Annotated in this window: 15 protein-coding genes; 6 read left to right on the top strand and 9 right to left on the bottom strand. The window is 61.8% G+C overall.

All coding sequences use genetic code 11. The features are described 5' to 3' along the window. Positions 1-3: 3 nt before the first annotated feature. A complete protein-coding gene (locus tag MU553_RS21200; protein ID WP_247381407.1) occupies positions 4-975 on the bottom strand; it encodes a Gfo/Idh/MocA family protein in 972 nt (323 codons plus the stop codon). Then, positions 968-2,080: a DegT/DnrJ/EryC1/StrS family aminotransferase gene (locus MU553_RS21195; RefSeq protein WP_247381406.1), complete on the bottom strand. Its 1,113-nt coding sequence runs from the start codon at positions 2,078-2,080 to the stop codon at positions 968-970. Before MU553_RS21195 ends, MU553_RS21200 begins: the two co-directional genes overlap by 8 nt. 539 nt (positions 2,081-2,619) lie before the next feature. Here MU553_RS21195 and MU553_RS21190 point away from each other — a divergent pair. After that, complete coding sequence (locus MU553_RS21190; RefSeq protein WP_247381404.1) at positions 2,620-3,168, top strand: DUF7344 domain-containing protein; 549 nt, start codon at positions 2,620-2,622, stop codon at positions 3,166-3,168. Between the two features lie 131 nt (positions 3,169-3,299). Here MU553_RS21190 and MU553_RS23905 read toward each other — a convergent pair whose 3' ends face one another. Beyond that, entirely contained in the window at positions 3,300-3,491 is a 192-nt protein-coding gene (locus MU553_RS23905) for a DUF7563 family protein (protein ID WP_428222021.1), read from the bottom strand. Between the two features lie 458 nt (positions 3,492-3,949). On the opposite strand from MU553_RS23905, the gene MU553_RS21185 reads away from it, so the two are divergent. The 3 genes from MU553_RS21185 (at position 3,950) to MU553_RS21175 (ending at position 7,596) form a co-directional block, all read left to right on the top strand. After that, positions 3,950-4,225, top strand: a complete 276-nt coding sequence (locus MU553_RS21185) for a winged helix-turn-helix domain-containing protein (RefSeq protein ID WP_247381543.1) — start codon at positions 3,950-3,952, stop codon at positions 4,223-4,225. A gap of 602 nt (positions 4,226-4,827) precedes the next feature. After that, positions 4,828-5,481, top strand: coding sequence for a rod-determining factor RdfA (gene rdfA / locus MU553_RS21180; protein ID WP_247381402.1), 654 nt, complete (start codon positions 4,828-4,830; stop codon positions 5,479-5,481). Positions 5,482-5,649: 168 nt separating this feature from the next. Then, positions 5,650-7,596, top strand: coding sequence for an archaea-specific SMC-related protein (locus MU553_RS21175; RefSeq protein ID WP_247381400.1), 1,947 nt, complete (start codon positions 5,650-5,652; stop codon positions 7,594-7,596). Positions 7,597-7,605: 9 nt separating this feature from the next. On the opposite strand, the gene MU553_RS21170 is transcribed toward MU553_RS21175, so the two are convergent. After that, a complete protein-coding gene (locus MU553_RS21170) occupies positions 7,606-8,535 on the bottom strand; it encodes an NAD-dependent epimerase/dehydratase family protein (RefSeq protein ID WP_247381398.1) in 930 nt (309 codons plus the stop codon). Between the two features lie 258 nt (positions 8,536-8,793). On the opposite strand from MU553_RS21170, the gene MU553_RS21165 reads away from it, so the two are divergent. Next, on the top strand, positions 8,794-9,897 hold the full coding sequence (locus MU553_RS21165; protein ID WP_247381396.1) for a DegT/DnrJ/EryC1/StrS family aminotransferase: 1,104 nt from the start codon (positions 8,794-8,796) through the stop codon (positions 9,895-9,897). After that, positions 9,894-10,904 carry a Gfo/Idh/MocA family protein gene (locus tag MU553_RS21160; protein ID WP_247381395.1) on the top strand — a complete coding sequence of 337 codons (1,011 nt, stop codon included), beginning with the start codon at positions 9,894-9,896 and terminating at the stop codon, positions 10,902-10,904. Before MU553_RS21165 ends, MU553_RS21160 begins: the two co-directional genes overlap by 4 nt. Before the next feature lie 96 nt (positions 10,905-11,000). Here the strand turns inward: MU553_RS21160 and MU553_RS21155 are convergent, their stop codons facing one another. The 5 genes from MU553_RS21155 to MU553_RS21135 form a co-directional block, all read right to left on the bottom strand. After that, the gene (locus MU553_RS21155; protein ID WP_247381392.1) at positions 11,001-11,786 is read right to left on the bottom strand and encodes a methionyl-tRNA formyltransferase; all 786 of its coding nucleotides are present in this window, start codon (positions 11,784-11,786) and stop codon (positions 11,001-11,003) included. Between the two features lie 60 nt (positions 11,787-11,846). Next, the gene (locus MU553_RS21150) at positions 11,847-13,316 is read right to left on the bottom strand and encodes a flippase (RefSeq protein ID WP_247381390.1); all 1,470 of its coding nucleotides are present in this window, start codon (positions 13,314-13,316) and stop codon (positions 11,847-11,849) included. After that, positions 13,313-15,124: a hypothetical protein gene (locus MU553_RS21145; protein ID WP_247381388.1), complete on the bottom strand. Its 1,812-nt coding sequence runs from the start codon at positions 15,122-15,124 to the stop codon at positions 13,313-13,315. The genes MU553_RS21150 and MU553_RS21145 overlap by 4 nt, the downstream gene beginning before the upstream one ends. A 179-nt stretch (positions 15,125-15,303) precedes the next feature. Then, positions 15,304-16,305, bottom strand: coding sequence for a glycosyltransferase family 4 protein (locus MU553_RS21140; RefSeq protein WP_247381386.1), 1,002 nt, complete (start codon positions 16,303-16,305; stop codon positions 15,304-15,306). After that, entirely contained in the window at positions 16,302-17,312 is a 1,011-nt protein-coding gene (locus MU553_RS21135; protein WP_247381384.1) for a GNAT family N-acetyltransferase, read from the bottom strand. Before MU553_RS21135 ends, MU553_RS21140 begins: the two co-directional genes overlap by 4 nt. Positions 17,313-17,351 lie beyond the last annotated feature (39 nt).

The following is a 17,351-nucleotide window of genomic DNA, read 5'->3' as shown; positions in this document are numbered from 1 at the left end:
ACCTCATCTCCTGACGACGGGGTCGTCAGTTATGGTCCGTTCTTGGATCTGGCGGGCGATCTGGAGCGCAGCGAGACCGTCCTCCCCAGACACTGGCGGCTCTGTGCCCTCTCGGACGGCAGTGACGAACGCTTCTAACTCCTCGCGGAGCGGTTCGCCGTTCTCGATCGTCGGCCGTTCGATGATGCTTTCGTGGCGATATCGGAGGTCGCCGTCGCTCTCGTAATACTCGGGGACGGAGTGGCGATGGATCTGAACGGTCTGGTTTTCGTAGTCCACGTTGACGCGACAGTCCTCCGCTGTGACGGCTAGATCACGGATTTTCTCTTGCGTGACACGACTGGCCGTGAGGTTGCCCACGACGCCGTTCGCGAACTCGACCTGTGCGGTCACGTGGTTCCCGTCGCGAGTGCTCATCGCCGTCACGTCCGAGATGTCACTGCCCATGATCGCGGTGAGAACGTCGATGTCGTGGATCATCAGGTCCAACACGACGCCGTCCTTCGAGTCCCGGTCGACCGGCGGCCCGAGTCGGCGAACGTCGACGGCGATCACGTCGAGATCCGTGACGATGTCGGTCACTGCCTGCACGGCCGGATTGAAGCGCTCGATGTGGCCGACCTGGAGACGGACGTCCTGCTCGCGCGCCTTGTTGACGAGATCGCGGCCTTCCTGGAGGTCTCGCACGAACGGTTTCTCGATGAGGACGTGAACGCCGGCGTCGATCGCCTCGCTCGCTACCTCGTGGTGATACCGGGTCGGTACGGCGATCGACACGACGTCACATCGGTCGATGACCTCGTCTCTGTCTCGGGGAACGGTGCCGTACTTCGTCGCGATCTGCGTCGCGCGGTCGTCGTCCGCGTCGGCAATGCCGGTGAGTCGCACGCCGGGAATCTCCTTGTACACGCGCGCGTGATGTTGCCCCATCTTCCCGACGCCGATAACGCCCGCATTGATTTTCTGCTCAGTCATGGTTCGTGTGGCGAGTGATGATTCGCGCGATCGCTTCGAGGTCGCTGTCGGTGCAGTTCGGGTGGACGGGCAGCGACAGCACTTCGTCCGTGGCACGCTCTGCGACTGGGGCGGCGGTGTCGACGTCCGCGTAGGCCGGCTGTTCGTGAATCGGCGTCGGATAGTAGACGCCCGTATCGATGCCAGCAGCCGAGAGCGCCTCCTGTAGCTCGTCGCGGTTCTGCGTCCGGATCGTGTACTGGTGGTAGACGTGTCGCCGCTCCGTCGGCTCGACCGGGGGAATGACGGCCGTGTCTTCGAGAAGGTCCGTGAGCTTGGCTGCGTTCGCGCGCCGGGCCCGGTTGAAACTGGGTAACTTCTCTAACTGGACCAGACCGATCGCGGCCGCGACGTTCGTCATCCGGAAGTTGTGGCCGACTTCGACGTGGTGATGTGACCCGTCTCGCCCGTGGTTGATGAACTGTGCGACGCGCTCTGCGACGTCGTCGCGGTCGGTGACGACGGCGCCTCCCTCGCCCGTCGTCATGTTTTTCGTCGGATAGAAGCTGAAACACCCGGCGTCGCCGATCGAGCCCACGTGGCGGCCGCTGTGGCGTGCACCGTGTGCCTGTGCGGCGTCTTCGACGAGGACGAGATCGTGTTCGTTTGCGATCTCCTGGAGGTGGTTCATCGCCGCTGGCAATCCGTAGAGATGAACGGCGAGTATCCCGTCGACGTTGCCGTCCAAATCGCGGATGGTCGCTTCGACGGCGTGGGGGTCGAGGTTGTAGGTTTCGGGGTCGATATCGGCGAACACTGGCTCTGCACCACACAACCTGATCGCGTTCGCGGAGGCGACGAACGAGAGCGGGGTCGTGATGACCCTATCACCGTCGCCGATACCGAGCGCGCGGAGGGCCGCGTGGAGGGCTGTGGTTCCGTTGCTCGTCGCGACGGCGCGGTCCGTCCCACAGAAGTCGGCAAAGGTGCGCTCGAAGTTCGTGACGGTTTCACCGGACGCGAGGCGGCCGGATTCGATGATCTCGGCGACCCTGCCGGACTCGCGGCTGTCGAGTTCTGGATCCGCGATCGAAACGGACTGGACTTGTTCGTTTTCAGTTGCCATGTTCGTCCTCCCTTACGCTGCGTAGCCCGCCTCCAAATTCGGGCCTCTCGGCTAAGGGTGAGATTTGACTATCAGCCGCTCGGAACGTCTCTGGCAGTGTCGATACGCCATGAAACTGCTGGCCGGAGTCGATACGCTGCCCGCCGGTGATCAATCCTGGGGACCTCATGATTCGAAAGCGTCAGCGTAGATGGTGCTGACACGGCCGAATCCTGGCGGACTGATTCCTTTGTTATGCGGACCCTTGGCGTCGGATAGGAGTCTGCTTCTCTGGCCGTCACTTACCACGTGACCGATGTGGCACCAGCCGGTAACAGACTCTTCGCCAAATATGATAATTGATGAAAATATTACTACAGAATACCCGGAAGACAGGACTGAGCTGCGATATTTCGGGTATGTATCCGTAGGTTACCGTATGAAAGGACGTTGTAACAAAGGAAAAAGGCGGGGATGTCCGTGTACGTCAAGTCGAACCTCATGAACGAATATCCAGTGGCGTGCAGTCGAGATCACGACTGACAGGGGATTGCTCCTTGATGGTACAGGAACAGGACGAACTGACTCAGGATCTCGTTTTCGATATCCTCAGTAGTCCGCGGCGTCGCTACGTCCTGTACTATCTGAGGAAAACCGGTGAGCCAGTCGCACTTAACGACCTCGCAGAACACGTCGCTGCCTGGGAAAACGAGACGACAGTCGAAGAACTGTCTGACCAGGAACGGAAACGAGTGTATGTTTCACTCTACCAAACACATATCCCGAAGTTGGACTCCGTCGGTATCGTCGATTACGACCAGCAAAGTGGACTCGTCGAACTGACCGATCGCGTCCATCGGATCGACGATTATCTCACCGAGTCGAGCAGTCCGATCCCGTGGCAACAGTTCTACCTGGCGCTCGCTGTCGTCAGCGCGATCATGTTGGCGCTCGTCTGGCTCGACGTGTGGATCTTCGCGACGATTCCCGCCGTCGTCGTCGGCGTCGTCATCACGACTGGGTTCGCCATCTCGGCGAGTGCGCACTATCTCTACTGGCGCTCACAGCGCAGACAGGTGCCAGGAGAGCTGCAGGATCGAGGTGGCTAGCGACCGTGGCGGCAGTGGGGCGGCCGTGGAGAGGCGACTGTCAGGATGAGGCTGCAAACGACACTGCGAACTAACCGGATGTCGGCCACGCAAGAATAAGTACAGCGGGTGTCGATCAGATCGGCGGTGCCCTATTCGTGTACGACGCCGCTTCCAGTGCGCAACGCGCGCATGGTGGAGCACTCCAGGCACGCGTACACGTGGTCCTGGTTGTTCCCGAACACTCTGGCAAACGCGCTAGTGACGTAGCTGCCACAGTTCTGGCATCGTGTTGTGGTCTCGTCTGGGCTCTCGTCGATTGCTTCTCCGAATTCCACGCTCATGCTCGATAGGCACGTGGTCGGGGGGGTGCTTTGTTATAACTCGACTATACCACTGTTTTGACTTTTGTCAGACCTTACTTGTTCGATACGCATGATTATCCGCTGGGGGAGCCAGAGGGCACTGAGACGACACATATGAGGAAACTAGACACTCTATATGAAACCCATAACTGGACAATCGTTTCGACGAGTATCCGAGTTCAACTGCGTGGTGCGTTGAGAATTTGTCGCCGAGTGTGCAATAAGGGGGACAAAATTATTGGGGGTGACGACGAATAGATGGCAAGTCAGCCGAGAACACCCACCCTCCCGGAATTCGATGTCGTGGTCGGATGCCCAGTGGGGTATCTTGGGGGTGGTCGCGGCACTGGTTGACTATCGATGGTTATGACGGGGATGAGCTCGCGAAGGAACTCGCCACGGCCTGCCGGGGCCACAACGTACAGTATCCCAATGCAATGAACTCAGACTGGGACGACGTCAGTTTCGTTATCAGTTCACAGTATCGAATCGCGGTCCTGAGACGTCTCGCGGACGGGCCAGCGACACCCTCGAGAATCGCCAACGACGCCGACCTCGGAATCGCTCACATCTCGCGTGCCCTTCAGGGGCTGCGGGATCGCGATCTCGTCGAACTACTCGTCTCCGAAGATCGCCGAAAAGGGCGAGTCTATGGAGTCACCGAGAAGGGGAGTCAGGTCTGGCAGAAAATCGAGGCCGAAAACATGGTGTAACTCTCTAATTTCCTGTCGCCCCACCCGACGTACCGAGAGACCGCGGTGGTGTCGTGGACTTATTCCCCTGCCCGAGTGTCGTCGCTCTCTTCACTTTCCTCAGGAACCAACTGGTCCGGCGTCCGCTCGTGCATCGGCGTCTGCGCGAATTCAGTGATCCGTTGCCACTCACTATCTGTCAGCCGTCCTTGCATACGCCACGTATTTACAGCCAAGATGGCTTAGTAATACTGGTCTTAGTTCACAGGTAACAGATTCGTACTCGGTATTTTCGAGGGACGGCCCTCCAAAAACACGTTCTCAACCAGTGATAGTATGTCTGTGAGTGAATACCATATTGTTGTTCTCTAACTGGCTCGGAGCGATGCCGGACTACTGCGACCTTGATACATCAGTCCTTTCCGCCTGTACTGCCGGTTTTCCGGATGATTTCCCCGAGTAATTACCACCGAATCGCGGGTTCGGAGACTCCCAGCGCTGCTCGCGACGATACGGGCGAACCGTCTCTGACGACGAGAGTAGCGCGTGCGAGACACCTGAATGGCGGCCGCTGGGTTGCTAACTCCGGAATCGTTTTGATGGAACAGTTTGTTGGCATTACTGTGACTGGTGACGAGTCGTCCGGTGAGTCTGGCGGTGCCCGCTGTGACTGTAAGGTAGGACGCGGCCTCGACGAGTACGACCTGCCCTCGCTGAACGAAGAGCTGGTTCGGCGATGGCAGGGCGACGGGAACGACAGGACGAGTCTTCGAGAGCTCGCTACCGTCTACAACCAACGCATCCTCGCTGCGGCGCTCGACCGCGCTGGCGCATCGCGACTCGATGGTGAAGTTGCGAACTTCTATCGGCTCCTGACCGACGACGACGTGAGTACGGGGATCAAGACCCAGACGCGGCGGCAACTGGAGTCGGAAGGTGTCCCGCTCGAAGACGTCGAGACCCAGTTCGTGTCCCATCAGACGATCCATACACATCTCACCGACTGCCTCGACGTGACGCGCGACGACACGCGGGCGGACCCTGCCGAACGCAGGCGCGCTGACCGCGACCGAATCCGGGCACTACAGCACCGGACGGAAGTCGTGACGACTGACGCGCTCGAGCGACTTCGCGGAGCGGACGCCCTCGAAATCGGCGACTTCGACGTTCTCGTCGACGTCTCTGTTCTCTGTGCGGACTGCAGTAGACAGTACGACGTCGGTGAACTCCTGGCCGAAGGCGGCTGTTCGTGCCAGTCTTCGTCCGCGCGTGAGTAGTCGCTGTTTAGATCGTGGGACCAACCCGTCTGCATCCTGAACCGCTTTACAACTATACTGATGTAAAACTATAGCCGATCGATGCGACTCGTTCCTAAGTGCTAGCTATAGTTGGCGTTCGTGAACTGTAACATAAGACTATAGGCCAGTAGCCTCTTGTTTCCGGACATGAACTCGGTCGGGACGACGAGTAACGTGGCTGTCGCCGTCGAGAACGTCGGCGGAATCGAGGAAGAATCGCTCTCGTTTGCGCCCGGAGTAACGGTGCTGACTGGAAAGAACGCGACGAACCGAACCTCTTTGTTGCAATCGCTGATGGCGGCGGTGGGAAGCGACAACGTCTCGCTCAAATCCGACGCGGAGCAGGGTGAGGTCACGCTCTCGCTCGACGGTGAGACGTACACGCGGACGCTCGTGCGCGAGGACGGACGAATTCGGACCAGTGGCGATCCGTATCTCGACGACGCGGAGCTCGCGGACCTCTTCGCGTTTCTCCTCGAATCGAACGAGGCCAGACAGGCCGTCCGACGCGGCGCGGACCTCAGGGAACTCATCATGCGACCGGTGGACACGGACGCGATCCGAGCCGAGATCGAACGCCTGGAAGCCGAAAAACGACGACTCGACGACGAACTCGCAGAGCTCGCTGATCTCGAGGAGGAACTCCCCGGATTGGAGGAACGGCGGACGAACATCGAATCGGACATCGCTGACCAGGAGGCGACGCTCGAACAGAAGCGATCCGCGCTCGACGCGCTCGACGCGTCGCTCGAAGATTCGAAGGAGAAACAGGAGCAACTGGACGCGAAACTCACCGAACTCGAAACTGCCAGGACCGATCTGGAAGGGAAGCAAACGCGGCTCTCGACCGAACGGGCCAGCATCGAGTCCTTGCGGGAAGAGCGAACGGACCTCGAAGCAGACCTCGACGACGTCCCCGACGGCATCGCCGACAGGATCGACCAACTCGACGCTGAATTGGACCGCGTCCGCGAACACAAACAGTCGCTCGATGCCACGATTACCCAACTCGGACAGGTGATCCAGTTCAACGAATCGGTCGTCGACGGCGAGTCGGACGCGGTGCTGGACGCACTCGACGCCGACGGCGAGGGCGAGTCAGTCACTGACCAACTGCTGGCAGACGACGGGGACGTTGTGTGCTGGACCTGTGGCTCCGAGGTAGCGCAGTCGAGCATCACGAACACGCTGGAAACCCTTCGCACGCTCCGACAGGAGAAAGTCACCGTGCGTCGGGACTGTCAGGCAGACATCGACGAGTTGCAGGCCGAGAAACGAGACCTCGAAGACGAACGAGCCGAGCGGGAGCGCCTCCAACGTCGACTCGACGACGTCGACGACGAAATCGAGCAGCGACAGGAGGCCGTCGCGACGCTCGAAAGCGAGATCGAGTCGCTCGAAGCAACGATCGAAGAACTCGAAGCGGCCGTCCAGCAACGGGAGTCCGAGCAGTACGACGACGTGCTGGAGCGTCACCGCGAGGTAAACGAAGCCGAGTTCGAACTGGAGTCGTTGCAGGACGACCTCGCCGACGTCGAGGCGGAGATCGAGCGGATCGAGGCGGAGATCGACCGCCGTTCGGACCTCGAAGACCGACGCGAATCGGTCGCAGCGGAACTGACCGAACAGCGGACGAAAATCGACCGACTGGAAGCCGACGTGGTCGACATATTCAACGAGGAGATGGCTGCCGTCCTCTCCTTGCTCGATTACGACAACATCGAACGGATCTGGATCGAACGGCGGGAACGAGAGAGCGGGGGGCGCCGAACGGAGACGGAACACGTGTTCGATCTACACGTGGTTCGGGGCAGCACCGACGGCGCGGCCTACGAGGACAGGATCGAGCACTTGAGCGAGAGCGAACGCGAGGTCGCCGGACTCGTGTTCGCGCTCGCGGGGTATCTCGCACACGACGTGTACGAGTCGGTCCCGTTCATGCTGCTCGATTCGCTGGAGGCGATCGACGCCGAGCGGATCGCCGACCTCATCGAGTATCTGAGCGAGTACACGCCCAATCTCGTCGTCGCGTTGCTCGAAACCGACGCGGCCGCTGTGGATCAGCAGTACGAACGAATCGAGATGGGCGCGTAAACGGACGGCTCACAGCACTGCCGTCGAGTCTGCGATCGAAGTGAGCCCCTCACGGAGGGCCACTGACGGCTCGTAGCCCAATCGGCGGCGCGCCTTGCTGACGTCCGCACAGCTTTCGGGAATATCGCCCGCTCGCCGGTCTCGATGGACGATCTCGGCCGTCGACCCAGTCACGTCGCGAATCAGTTCAGCCAGTTCGCGGATCGAGATCGTCTCGCCGGTGCCGATGTTGTAGGCATCGCCGGTGTGTTCAGTCGTGGCGGCGAGCAGATTTGCCCGGACCACGTCGTCGACGTGGACGAAATCCCTCGTCTGCGTTCCGTCACCCTCGACCGTGATCGGGCCGCCGTCGTGGGCCTGCTCGAGGAAGATGCTGATGACGCCGCTATAATCGCCGTGACCCTGCCGGGGACCGTAGACGTTGAAGTATCGAAGGACGACGGTCGGGAGGTCGTACAGTTCGTCGAACCGCTGGACGTGGTGATCGGTGGCGAGTTTCGAGATTCCGTAGGGGGACGTCGGCCGCTTTCGGGCGGTCTCCGTAATCGGGATCTCGTCGGGTGTCCCGTAGATCGCAGCGGACGAGGGGACGATGACGCGAGCGTCTTCCATCCGGGCGTGATCGAGTACTGAAAGCGTCCCGGCGGTGTTTATCTCCTGGCAGGCTCGCGGCTTCGTGACGGATTCCTCGACGCTGACCATGGCGGCGTGGTGGAACACGAACTCGACGTCCTGCATGGCCCTGCTCAGCGTGCCGTCGTCGCGAACGTCTCCTTCGATGACCTCCACGTCGGTGGGGAGGTTCATGCGACTCCCGTTCGAGAAGTCATCGAGGACTCGAACCTGGTTGTTCGTGGCGAGCGACTCGACGATGTGACTCCCGATGAAGCCGGCCCCGCCAGTGACGAGGACGGTCCGGTCCGTGAGGGTCGATTGCATAGTAGAGGCAGGCACCCCGGTTGCCGAATTGGGGGCGGACCGGCGCTCCGGGGCGCGAGTGGCTGTTCCAGAACGGCAAGTAAAGTTATCCGTACGGTAGAACCGGCGGGAGAGGGTCTGAATGTAGTAATCCCCGAATACTCAATCGTGTCTCGGTCCCAGTATCATTCGTTTCTGCGGGAGCTAGATTCTCCCTTCTCTCGCCGTAGCGCACGTATTCTAGGCATAACAAACTGTGATTGCTCGAACCGAGGTTGTATGAGCGAACCCGTCGCTTTCACCGATATTTACGTCGACGAATCTATCGTTGATCGGGTAACCGACGTACTCCGGAGCGAACGGTACGTCAAGGGCCCGATGGTCGAACAGTTCGAGTCGGCCTTCGCCGACTTCTGTGAGACTGACCACGCCGTCGGCGTGGCGAGCGGAACCGACGCCATCTACCTCGCGCTCAAAGCCGCGGGAATCGGACCCGGGGACGACGTCCTGGTCCCGGCGCACACGTTCTTCGCGTCGGTCAGCCCCGTGGTCGAACTCGGGGCGAACCCCGTGTTCGTCGACATCGACCCGGTCACGTACACGATGGGCGCGCTGGACCTGGAGGAGAAAGTCGCCGACGCCGACAATCCCCAGGCCGTCGTTCCGGTTCACATCTACGGTCACCCGGCCGAGATGCACTCGATCGCGAACGTGGCCCGGAAGCACGGTCTCACGCTGGTCGAGGACTGCTGCCAGGCCCACGGGGCGACGTATCGAGGCGATCCCGTGGGGAGTTTCGGCGACGCCGGGTGTTTCAGCTTCTACCCCTCGAAGAACATGACCGTCGCCGGCGACGGCGGGATGCTGGTCACCGACGACGACGACCTCGCAGCGGAGGCCCGCGCGATGCGCAACCACGGACGCGACGACACCGGTGAACACGTCCGACTCGGGCTGAACCACCGGCTCAGCGAACTCCACGCAGCCGTCGGGTTCGAGCAACTGGAGCACATCGACGACTGGAACCAACAGCGCCGAGACGCGGCCAGGCGATACAACGACCGCCTCTCGGACGTGAGTAGCGTCAAAGCCCCCAACGAGCGCTCAGACGTGGAACACGTCTATCACCTGTACGTCGTCCACGTGGCCGACCGCGACGACCTGCAGGAAACGCTCGAAGCGGACGGCATCGAAACGGGCATCCACTACGAGACTCCGGTCCACCAGCACCCGGCGATTCGGCGCCACCTCGACACGATTCCAAGTTTGACTCGCACCGAGACGTTGACCGACCGCATCCTCTCGCTCCCGATGCATCCGCGGATCACCGATGAGGAGATCGACAGGGTCTGCGCCGCGATCGAACGGCACTACGAAGAATGAACTACGGTATCGTCGGGACGGGCTACTGGGGCAAAAACCACGTTCGCGTCGCGTCCGAACTCGCAGCGGACGGCGTTCTCGACGACGTCGTCGTCTGTGACGTCGATCGGGAACGGGCGGTCGAACTCGCCGAGCGGTTCGACCTCGACTACTGCACGGACTACCGGGACGTGGACGTCGACGCCGCGTCGCTCGCGACGCCGTCGACGACCCACGAGCAGATTGCGACCGACCTCCTCGCGTCGGGGACGGACCTACTCGTCGAGAAACCGCTCGCGCTGGACGCAGACGCGGCGTGGAACATCGTCGAGACTGCCGAGGAGTACGACCGGACGCTCGGCGTGGGCCACATCTTCCGGTACCATCCAGCGCTCACGGAACTGAAGCAGTGGATCGACGACGGCAAACTCGGCGAGATCAAGTACCTGCACACCGCGCGGTTCGCGTTCGAAGTTCCGCGTGAGACGACCGGCGTCCTCTACTCGCTCGCCGTCCACGACGTGGACATCTACAACTACCTCCTGGACCGGCAGCCGACGCGAGTCTACTGTAATCGGGATTCGCACCTGCGCGACGGCATCGACGAGACGGCGACCGTGGAACTCGAATACGGTGATACCAGAGGCGTCATCCACTCGTCGTGGCAGATCCCCGTCTTCGGCAAACGGCGCGACCTCGCGGTCATCGGCACGGACGCGGCCGCGTACGTGGACTACCCGAGCGACACGGAGATCGAACTGTACGAGACGAGCGTCGCGGATCTCGGCGACGGGCAACTCGAACTCCGTAACGACGGGCCCACTGTCCACGAGATGCCCGAACGGGAACCGCTCAAGGCCGAAATCCAGTCGTTCATCGACGCCACTGCCGCGAACCGGGACCCGCTGGCGAGCGGCACTATCGGTGCCCAGACAGTCGAAATCCTCGAACGAGCCAAGCACTCGGACGAGAGCGACGAAGTACTCTCGCTTTCACCGACGAACTCCCTGACGACGAGAACGTCGTAGTCAGTACCGTTCTGTGTTGTAAGGCTGATCGGGCGCTTTTCTTGTGTGTATACAAAATAATGCTCTGTATACAGTCAGAAATATGCAACTCTCGCGTCAGCCGTCGTAGTCGGAGGCCGTGAGGTACACTTTGCGCCCGTCGAGATAGGTCCAGGCTGGTTCGTGCGGTGGGAAATCGAGCGCGCGGATCTTGTCGTAGATGGCCAGTTCCGTCTCCGTGTCCGCGCCGCGGAACTCGTCGATGGGAATCTCTTTCTCACCGTCCAGACTCTCCTTGGTGTAGAAGTATCGCTTTCCGTCGTACTCCTCCTGGGGCGTCGCCATGTCGGTGACGTGTCCAGTCGCGATGGCGGGGAGCATCTCTTCGAAGAGCTGTATCGAGGCGGCTCTGGTTCGCTCGTACAGCGACCGGGCGGTGTCGGATTCGGTGATGGGGACGAACTTGCGGTCGACGATGTCGCCGGCGTCGACCTTCGGTTCCATGAAGTGAAGGGTCGTGCCGTGTCGCCAGTGTTCGTCGTCTCTGGCGTTCATGATGGAGTGGCTGAAGACGTTGCTGCCCCGGTAGCGCGGCAGTTCCGCCTGGTGGAGGTTGAGAGCGCCGTCCTCCGGGTGGTCGAGCAGATCCGGCCCGAGGATGTTCGGGTAGTAGACGCTGAGGATGTAGTCGAGGTCCAGGTCGAGGACGCGCTCTTCCTCGTCGAGCGTTGCGATGGGATAGCCGAGTTCCAGCGCACGATCGTGGACGGACCCTTCCCACCAGGCGTCGTGATCCCGTGGATAGGTGACGACGAGTTCGGTCTCGATCTCGTCGGCGTCGGCGAGGCGTTCGAGACAGGCCAGCCCGAGCGGATGACTCCCGAAGAACGCTATCGATGTCATGCTGTCTGTCACCGCAAGAAATCCCCGCGGGTTTTGTTATGGACCGCTTTTGTGATACTTCTAGGCGAGGAAGCTCCGGACCTCTGCCAGGTCGAGGAGTCCGCTCGCGATCGAGAGGATTCCCCAGACGACGATCCCCGTCAGGACTGCCCCGAAGAGGCTCAGGAAGCCGCTAACGTGAGGGATGACGAGGCTCACAGTTCCGCCCATCACGAGGGCAATGACGCTGATGCGGCCACATTGTCTGAGCAGGTAGTCGACTCGGAGGTCCAGTTCGCGGTGGATGTAGTAGACGTTCACGGCGGTGTACGTCGAGTAGGTCACGAGCGTCGCGATGGCAGCGCCGACGACGCCGAACGGGGGGATGAGCGCGAAGTTCAACACGACGTTCCCGATGGCGGTCGTCCCCCGCGCGATTGCCCGAATCCTGGCGAGACCGAGGTAGTCCAACCCGTTGCCGGTGATCTTGTGGATCGCCCGGACGATGATGAAGACGCTGAACAGTTGCAACACCGGGACGGCACCGAGATAGTCGGTGCCGAAGATGATGCGTACTGCGGGTTCAGCCACGAGGAGCAGGCCGACGGCGGCCGGCAGGTAGAGCAACAGGATGTTCTCCATCGACCGCTCGTAGAGGGTGGCTGCGCGGTCGGCGTCGTCGCCGGCGCTCTGTTCGCCGATGGCCGGCGAGATAGTAAACCCCAGCGAGGTCGCCGGCGCGATACAGAAGTCCGCGATCTGGGCCGCCAACGTGTAGTAGCCCACGGCCACCGGGCCGATGAGCGCGCCGATGATGACCTTGTCCACGCGACTGTCGAGGATGACGCTGACGCGCGTCGCAGCGGTCGGAATGCTGTATTCGAGAATCCGTCGCTTGAGTCCCGCAGCGCGCTCGGTCGCGCGATCGTATCCGATCAGGACGTTGTTCTTGAGGACGTAGAACCCGACGGCTGCGGCGACGAGATACCCCGTGAGATAGCCCGCGAGCGCACCGGCAGCACCGAACCCGAGGACGACGAACAGCACCGCGAACAGCACGCGACCCCCGCCGTTGACTGCGCTGATGACTGCGCTGTACTCGACGCGGTTGAACCCCTGGAACACGTTCGTGAGATACGTGAACAGCGCTCGGGCGGCCACGTAGCCGCCCCCGATGAGGAGCAGCGGGGCGACGGCCGGGTTCCCGAGTAGATCGGCGAGTTGGGTGTGGATCAGGACGATCACGACGCCGACGACGATAGTCAGCGCCACCAGGATGGCGAGCGAGATGCGGATGATGTGGGGAATCTGCATCTCGTCGCTGGCCGAGTACTCGGCGATGTATCGCCCCGTCGCTTTCGGGAGGCCGAGCGTCCCGAACATGGAGCCGATACTGAGGACCGAGATGGCGAAGTACAACAGTCCGTAATCGCCGGGATCCAGGAGGTACCGGGTCAACAGGAACAACAGCACCGCGTTAGACGCGACGTAGATGAGGCGCGCCCCGAGGAACGCTTTGACGCCTCGTGAGATGCGCTCACTGAGGCTCATTCTTGTTCGTCGATGTAGTACAACCTGAAGTCACCGTTCGACCGGACGCGGTGGATGCCCGGGGTGGTTCTGAGCCCCCGGAACCCCTTCGTGGAGTACTCGAACCCGTCGTACAGGGCGACCTGGGTTTGTCGATCCTGGGCCGTCACCGGGACGTACCTGTCCCGATCGTAGTGTTGGGTCATGTTGTTCCCCCACACCGATGGCGGGATGGATTCCTCGTACCCTTCGAAGACCGCACCGCTCGGGGTCCGTTTGTCCTCTCTCGACGTGCCGTAGATCGCGTCGATGTACCGTTTGGGGCCGCCGTCGATACCCGTGAACCAGACCTCGGAATCGCGGGAATCGAAGGTGTTGGCGTACCCGGTCATGGTCATCTTGGTGACCTGGTCGGAACTCCGGTAGATGTAGGGCGATTCGTGGACGTGCGCGGCCTGCATCGCCAGGAAAATACCGAACACGACGACTGCGACTGTCTGCACCGCCCGCCACGACCCCCACGGGATGCTGAAAGGAATCCCCTCCAGGACGCCGACGATCGCGAGGACGGTCACGACGACCATGATCGCGCCCAGATACCGAAACGGATACACGGAGACGCTCGCGGCGAAAAAGAGGAGGAACGTGACGCCGAGGAAACCCAGACCGAACGAGAGGTAGCGGAGCGTCGTCCCCTGGACCGGGTCGTCGTCGAGGCGGCCGAGCACCGCCAGCAACGCGACGAAGCCGGCGATCACCGAGAAGATGAACGCGACGAGGAATATCTTCACGAACAGCTCTTCGATGCTGCCGCCGAGGATCGCGAGCGACGTCGTCCGGCCGGTCACCTCGTCGCCGACGGCTTCCGTTCCGCCGATCAATCCGTTGACGAACGATTGCACTGCGGACCCTGATCGGTCGAACCGCATAGTCCAGGCGAGAAACGCCAGGAAGACGAACGCGAACTGAAAGTAGAACGGCCGCTGGTTACTGACCGGATGGTCCCGCTTGAACAGGCGATAGAGGAACTGGACCGCGACGATCCCGCCGAACAGCAGCAGCACGCTGCTGGCCTGTTGGGGGTGGAGCACGACGATGGTGAGGGACGTGAGCGCCAGGAGGGCGCCGACGGACGTCACTGAACGCGGGAACGAGTCGTCCGGGAGCGTGACGTACTTGATGGCGAGATACAGCATGAGCGGGATGAAGAAGATCGCCTGTGCGGTCGGATACGGGAGGTGAAAGACGCTGACGTTGTTGATGGGGAGCAAGAGGAGAGCGGCGACGAACCCCGTGACGACCGCCCAGCGTGAGTCGGTCAACTCCCGAACGCACAGCGGGACGAAAACGACGAAGACGGCGGTAAAGATGAGGACCACGTACTGCATGGCCCGCGTCAACTCGACGTCCAGGACCGACTTGACGAACACGGAGGTCGTGTGGATGCCTGGATACATGATGTTGAACGGGCTGAGACTGCCGTCGTCGATCAGTCTGGCCCATCCGAGGTGACTCAGGGAGTCACCCGGACCGTAGAAGTAGTAGTTTCTGACGATGGGGAGCCCGAGAATGGCGAACACGGACAGTCCGAGGAGCGCGAGCGCTGCGAGTCTGATGCGGCGGGTGACTGCCCCGTGATAGGCGACGAACAGGCCGATGAGAACCGCCATGCCGACGCCGAGCCAGAAGGCGTTCGGCGTGGCCGCGTAAATGTCGAGTTCGTAGTGACGGCCGGGGGCGGCCCACGCACTGAGGACACCGATCGCGAAGGCGAGGAATCCGGCGGCGAGCAACACCCGCTGGTGCCAGGCTGGACTATACTCCGACATCTCGTGGTCCCTCCAGTACGTCCGACGACCGTCCGGTGGAACTGTCGTGAACAGTGGCTCGACGTTGGGTACAGATCATATCACGTTCCGGCTGTCTGCGGGTCGGTGTCACCGTATCGCTGGGTCGTTTGAGCGTTGTACATGGCTTTTCTGCGACTGGTGCAGGTCAGCTGTGTCGGTTACGTCTCTGCGAGCACGTCTCGATACACGCCGCGAATGCGCTCTCCCATTCGTTCGATGGTGAGGTCTTGGACGTGTTCTCTGCCGTTCGATCGCTCGTCGGCTTCGAGTGCGGCCACCAGCCCGTCCACGAGTTCCCGGTCGGTCTGACCGACCGTCGAGTGGGTGACGCCGTCGAGGCGTTCGGGGACGTCCCCGACGTCTGTGGCGACGACCGGGAGATTGCACGCGAGCGCCTCCTTTACGGTGTTCGGTGACCCCTCTCGGTGAGAGGTCAGCAGCATCACGTCGGCCGCGTTCAGGTAGGTCGGCATGTCCGAGTGGTCGACACCGGTGATGGTGTGTAATTCGACGGGGCCGTCGAATCGCTCCGCTGCCGTCTGGAACACCCGCTTCGCTCGCGGGAAGTTCTTGACGGTGCGTTTCGGCGGGTACGGAAAGACGACGTGCTTGACGTCCGGTGGCCACCCGAGTTCGGTCTGTGCCTCGCGTTGGGGTTGGGGCTGGAACTGGTCGAGCTTCAACCCGTGTGGGATCACGTAACAGTCGCGGTCGAGCTCTGCCGCCATCCGTTCGGACATCACGATGACGGCGTCGGCGAAGGGGACACAGCGTTTCGTCATCCAGCCGTACTCGCCCATGAGGTCTGACCCCCACAGCGAGAGGACGACGGGGAGTTTCCGCTGGACGAGCGCCGCCGGCGCCGTCAGGCCGTAGTTCGCGTGGAGCAGGTCGTACGACGAGGAGGCCTCGCTCATAACGGCGGGGAGATACCGGGCGTAGTCCCACACGGACCGCGTCGCGGTCTCGTTTTTCTCGGTGGATTCGCTCTTGTTCTCGCCCGGAACCGGAAGCGTCTCCGTGCTGACCCCCTGTGCTTCGAGCGTTTCGATCTGCTGGTTGTAGAACGTCGAATCGACGTTCGTCACCAGGTTGAGCACGCGGAGGGACGTCTGGGTGTCTGTACGGACGCCGTCCTGATCGGGAGTACTCAGTGTCACCGGACTAAGGCCTGATATGTTTTCTTCGCGAGGGACATCGTTCGGCCGCTCGATTCGATTCCGTAGTACGGCACGAGGTCCGCGCCGAATTTGCTCTTGTACCGACAGAGCCGCTCCGTGTTCGCGCCCATCAGGTCGTAACTGCGCACCGACTCGCGCGGTGGATCCTCGATGATGTCCTCGATGATGCGCCAGTGGAGGAGGCTGTTGACGCTGACGCCATCGTGGACGGTGCGCGTCCCGCCCTGCCAGTAGTAGCCCGCGTCGTTCGAGTACAGGACGGTGACGCCGGTCAACAACTCCCCGTTCCGGCCGCGGGCGGTGTAGACGCGAGCGCGATCGACCGCCTGGAGCTCCGAGACGAGGTCCTCGACGTAGTCGCGCGGGAGCGAGAACCCGCGGCCCTGCTCCCGATAGCGGTCTCGCGTCTGGTCGTAGACGGCCCGTGCTGCGTCGACTCCTTCCCGCTGGATCGAAACGTCGAGGTCTTCGGCGTCTCGAATGTCGCGGCGGAGGCTCTTGCTGAAGGACTCGAGCACCGCGTCGGCATCGCGGTCGTCCAGATCGAGCACGTACGTGAACTTGGTGGCCAGGTCGAAGTCCTGCCAGCGGAAGGGTCGCGGGTCCGCGTAGGTCGTGTTACAGACCATCCGGAACAGTTCCAGCGGCGTGTCCGCCTCGACCGCTTCGAGGACGGCTTCGGTGAACCGCTGGTTGACCTTCTCCTGTTTGCGACGCTTCGGACTGTTCGGCATCAGGACAGGCCCCAGTCGCGGGATGTTCCGGCCCGGCGGCGGCGAGAACACGAGCGTGCGGAACATCCCCTCGTCGACGACGACGGGCATGAGAGCGACCGGATGGTGCCCCTTGTACCCGGCGAACAGCCGCAGATCGCCGTCGACGTGGTCAGCGAGGACCGACAGGGCTGTCGGCGTATGGAACACCTCGAAGCCCTCGTCCGGAAGCGCCTCTGTCCACTCGTCGAGATCTATGCGTTCGACTCGCATCGATTGTCTGCCGCAAAAACGATCGTTTTGGTCATTGTT

Source organism: Halorientalis brevis (assembly GCF_023077655.1).
Note: the sequence above shows the minus strand (reverse complement) of the source record. Positions and strands in the feature narration are given on the sequence as shown.

Bases quoted from the DNA above. Each gene is read 5' to 3' on its own strand.
- MU553_RS21200 (WP_247381407.1), bottom strand. From the start codon at position 975: ATGACTGAGCAGAAAATCAATGCGGGCGTTATCGGCGTCGGGAAGATG.
- MU553_RS21195 (WP_247381406.1), bottom strand. From the start codon at position 2,080: ATGGCAACTGAAAACGAACAAGTCCAGTCCGTTTCGATCGCGGATCCA.
- MU553_RS21190 (WP_247381404.1), top strand. From the start codon at position 2,620: ATGGTACAGGAACAGGACGAACTGACTCAGGATCTCGTTTTCGATATC.
- MU553_RS23905 (WP_428222021.1), bottom strand. From the start codon at position 3,491: ATGAGCGTGGAATTCGGAGAAGCAATCGACGAGAGCCCAGACGAGACC.
- MU553_RS21185 (WP_247381543.1), top strand. From the start codon at position 3,950: ATGAACTCAGACTGGGACGACGTCAGTTTCGTTATCAGTTCACAGTAT.
- MU553_RS21175 (WP_247381400.1), top strand. From the start codon at position 5,650: ATGAACTCGGTCGGGACGACGAGTAACGTGGCTGTCGCCGTCGAGAAC.
- MU553_RS21170 (WP_247381398.1), bottom strand. From the start codon at position 8,535: ATGCAATCGACCCTCACGGACCGGACCGTCCTCGTCACTGGCGGGGCC.
- MU553_RS21165 (WP_247381396.1), top strand. From the start codon at position 8,794: ATGAGCGAACCCGTCGCTTTCACCGATATTTACGTCGACGAATCTATC.
- MU553_RS21160 (WP_247381395.1), top strand. From the start codon at position 9,894: ATGAACTACGGTATCGTCGGGACGGGCTACTGGGGCAAAAACCACGTT.
- MU553_RS21155 (WP_247381392.1), bottom strand. From the start codon at position 11,786: ATGACATCGATAGCGTTCTTCGGGAGTCATCCGCTCGGGCTGGCCTGT.
- MU553_RS21150 (WP_247381390.1), bottom strand. From the start codon at position 13,316: ATGAGCCTCAGTGAGCGCATCTCACGAGGCGTCAAAGCGTTCCTCGGG.
- MU553_RS21145 (WP_247381388.1), bottom strand. From the start codon at position 15,124: ATGTCGGAGTATAGTCCAGCCTGGCACCAGCGGGTGTTGCTCGCCGCC.
- MU553_RS21135 (WP_247381384.1), bottom strand. From the start codon at position 17,312: ATGCGAGTCGAACGCATAGATCTCGACGAGTGGACAGAGGCGCTTCCG.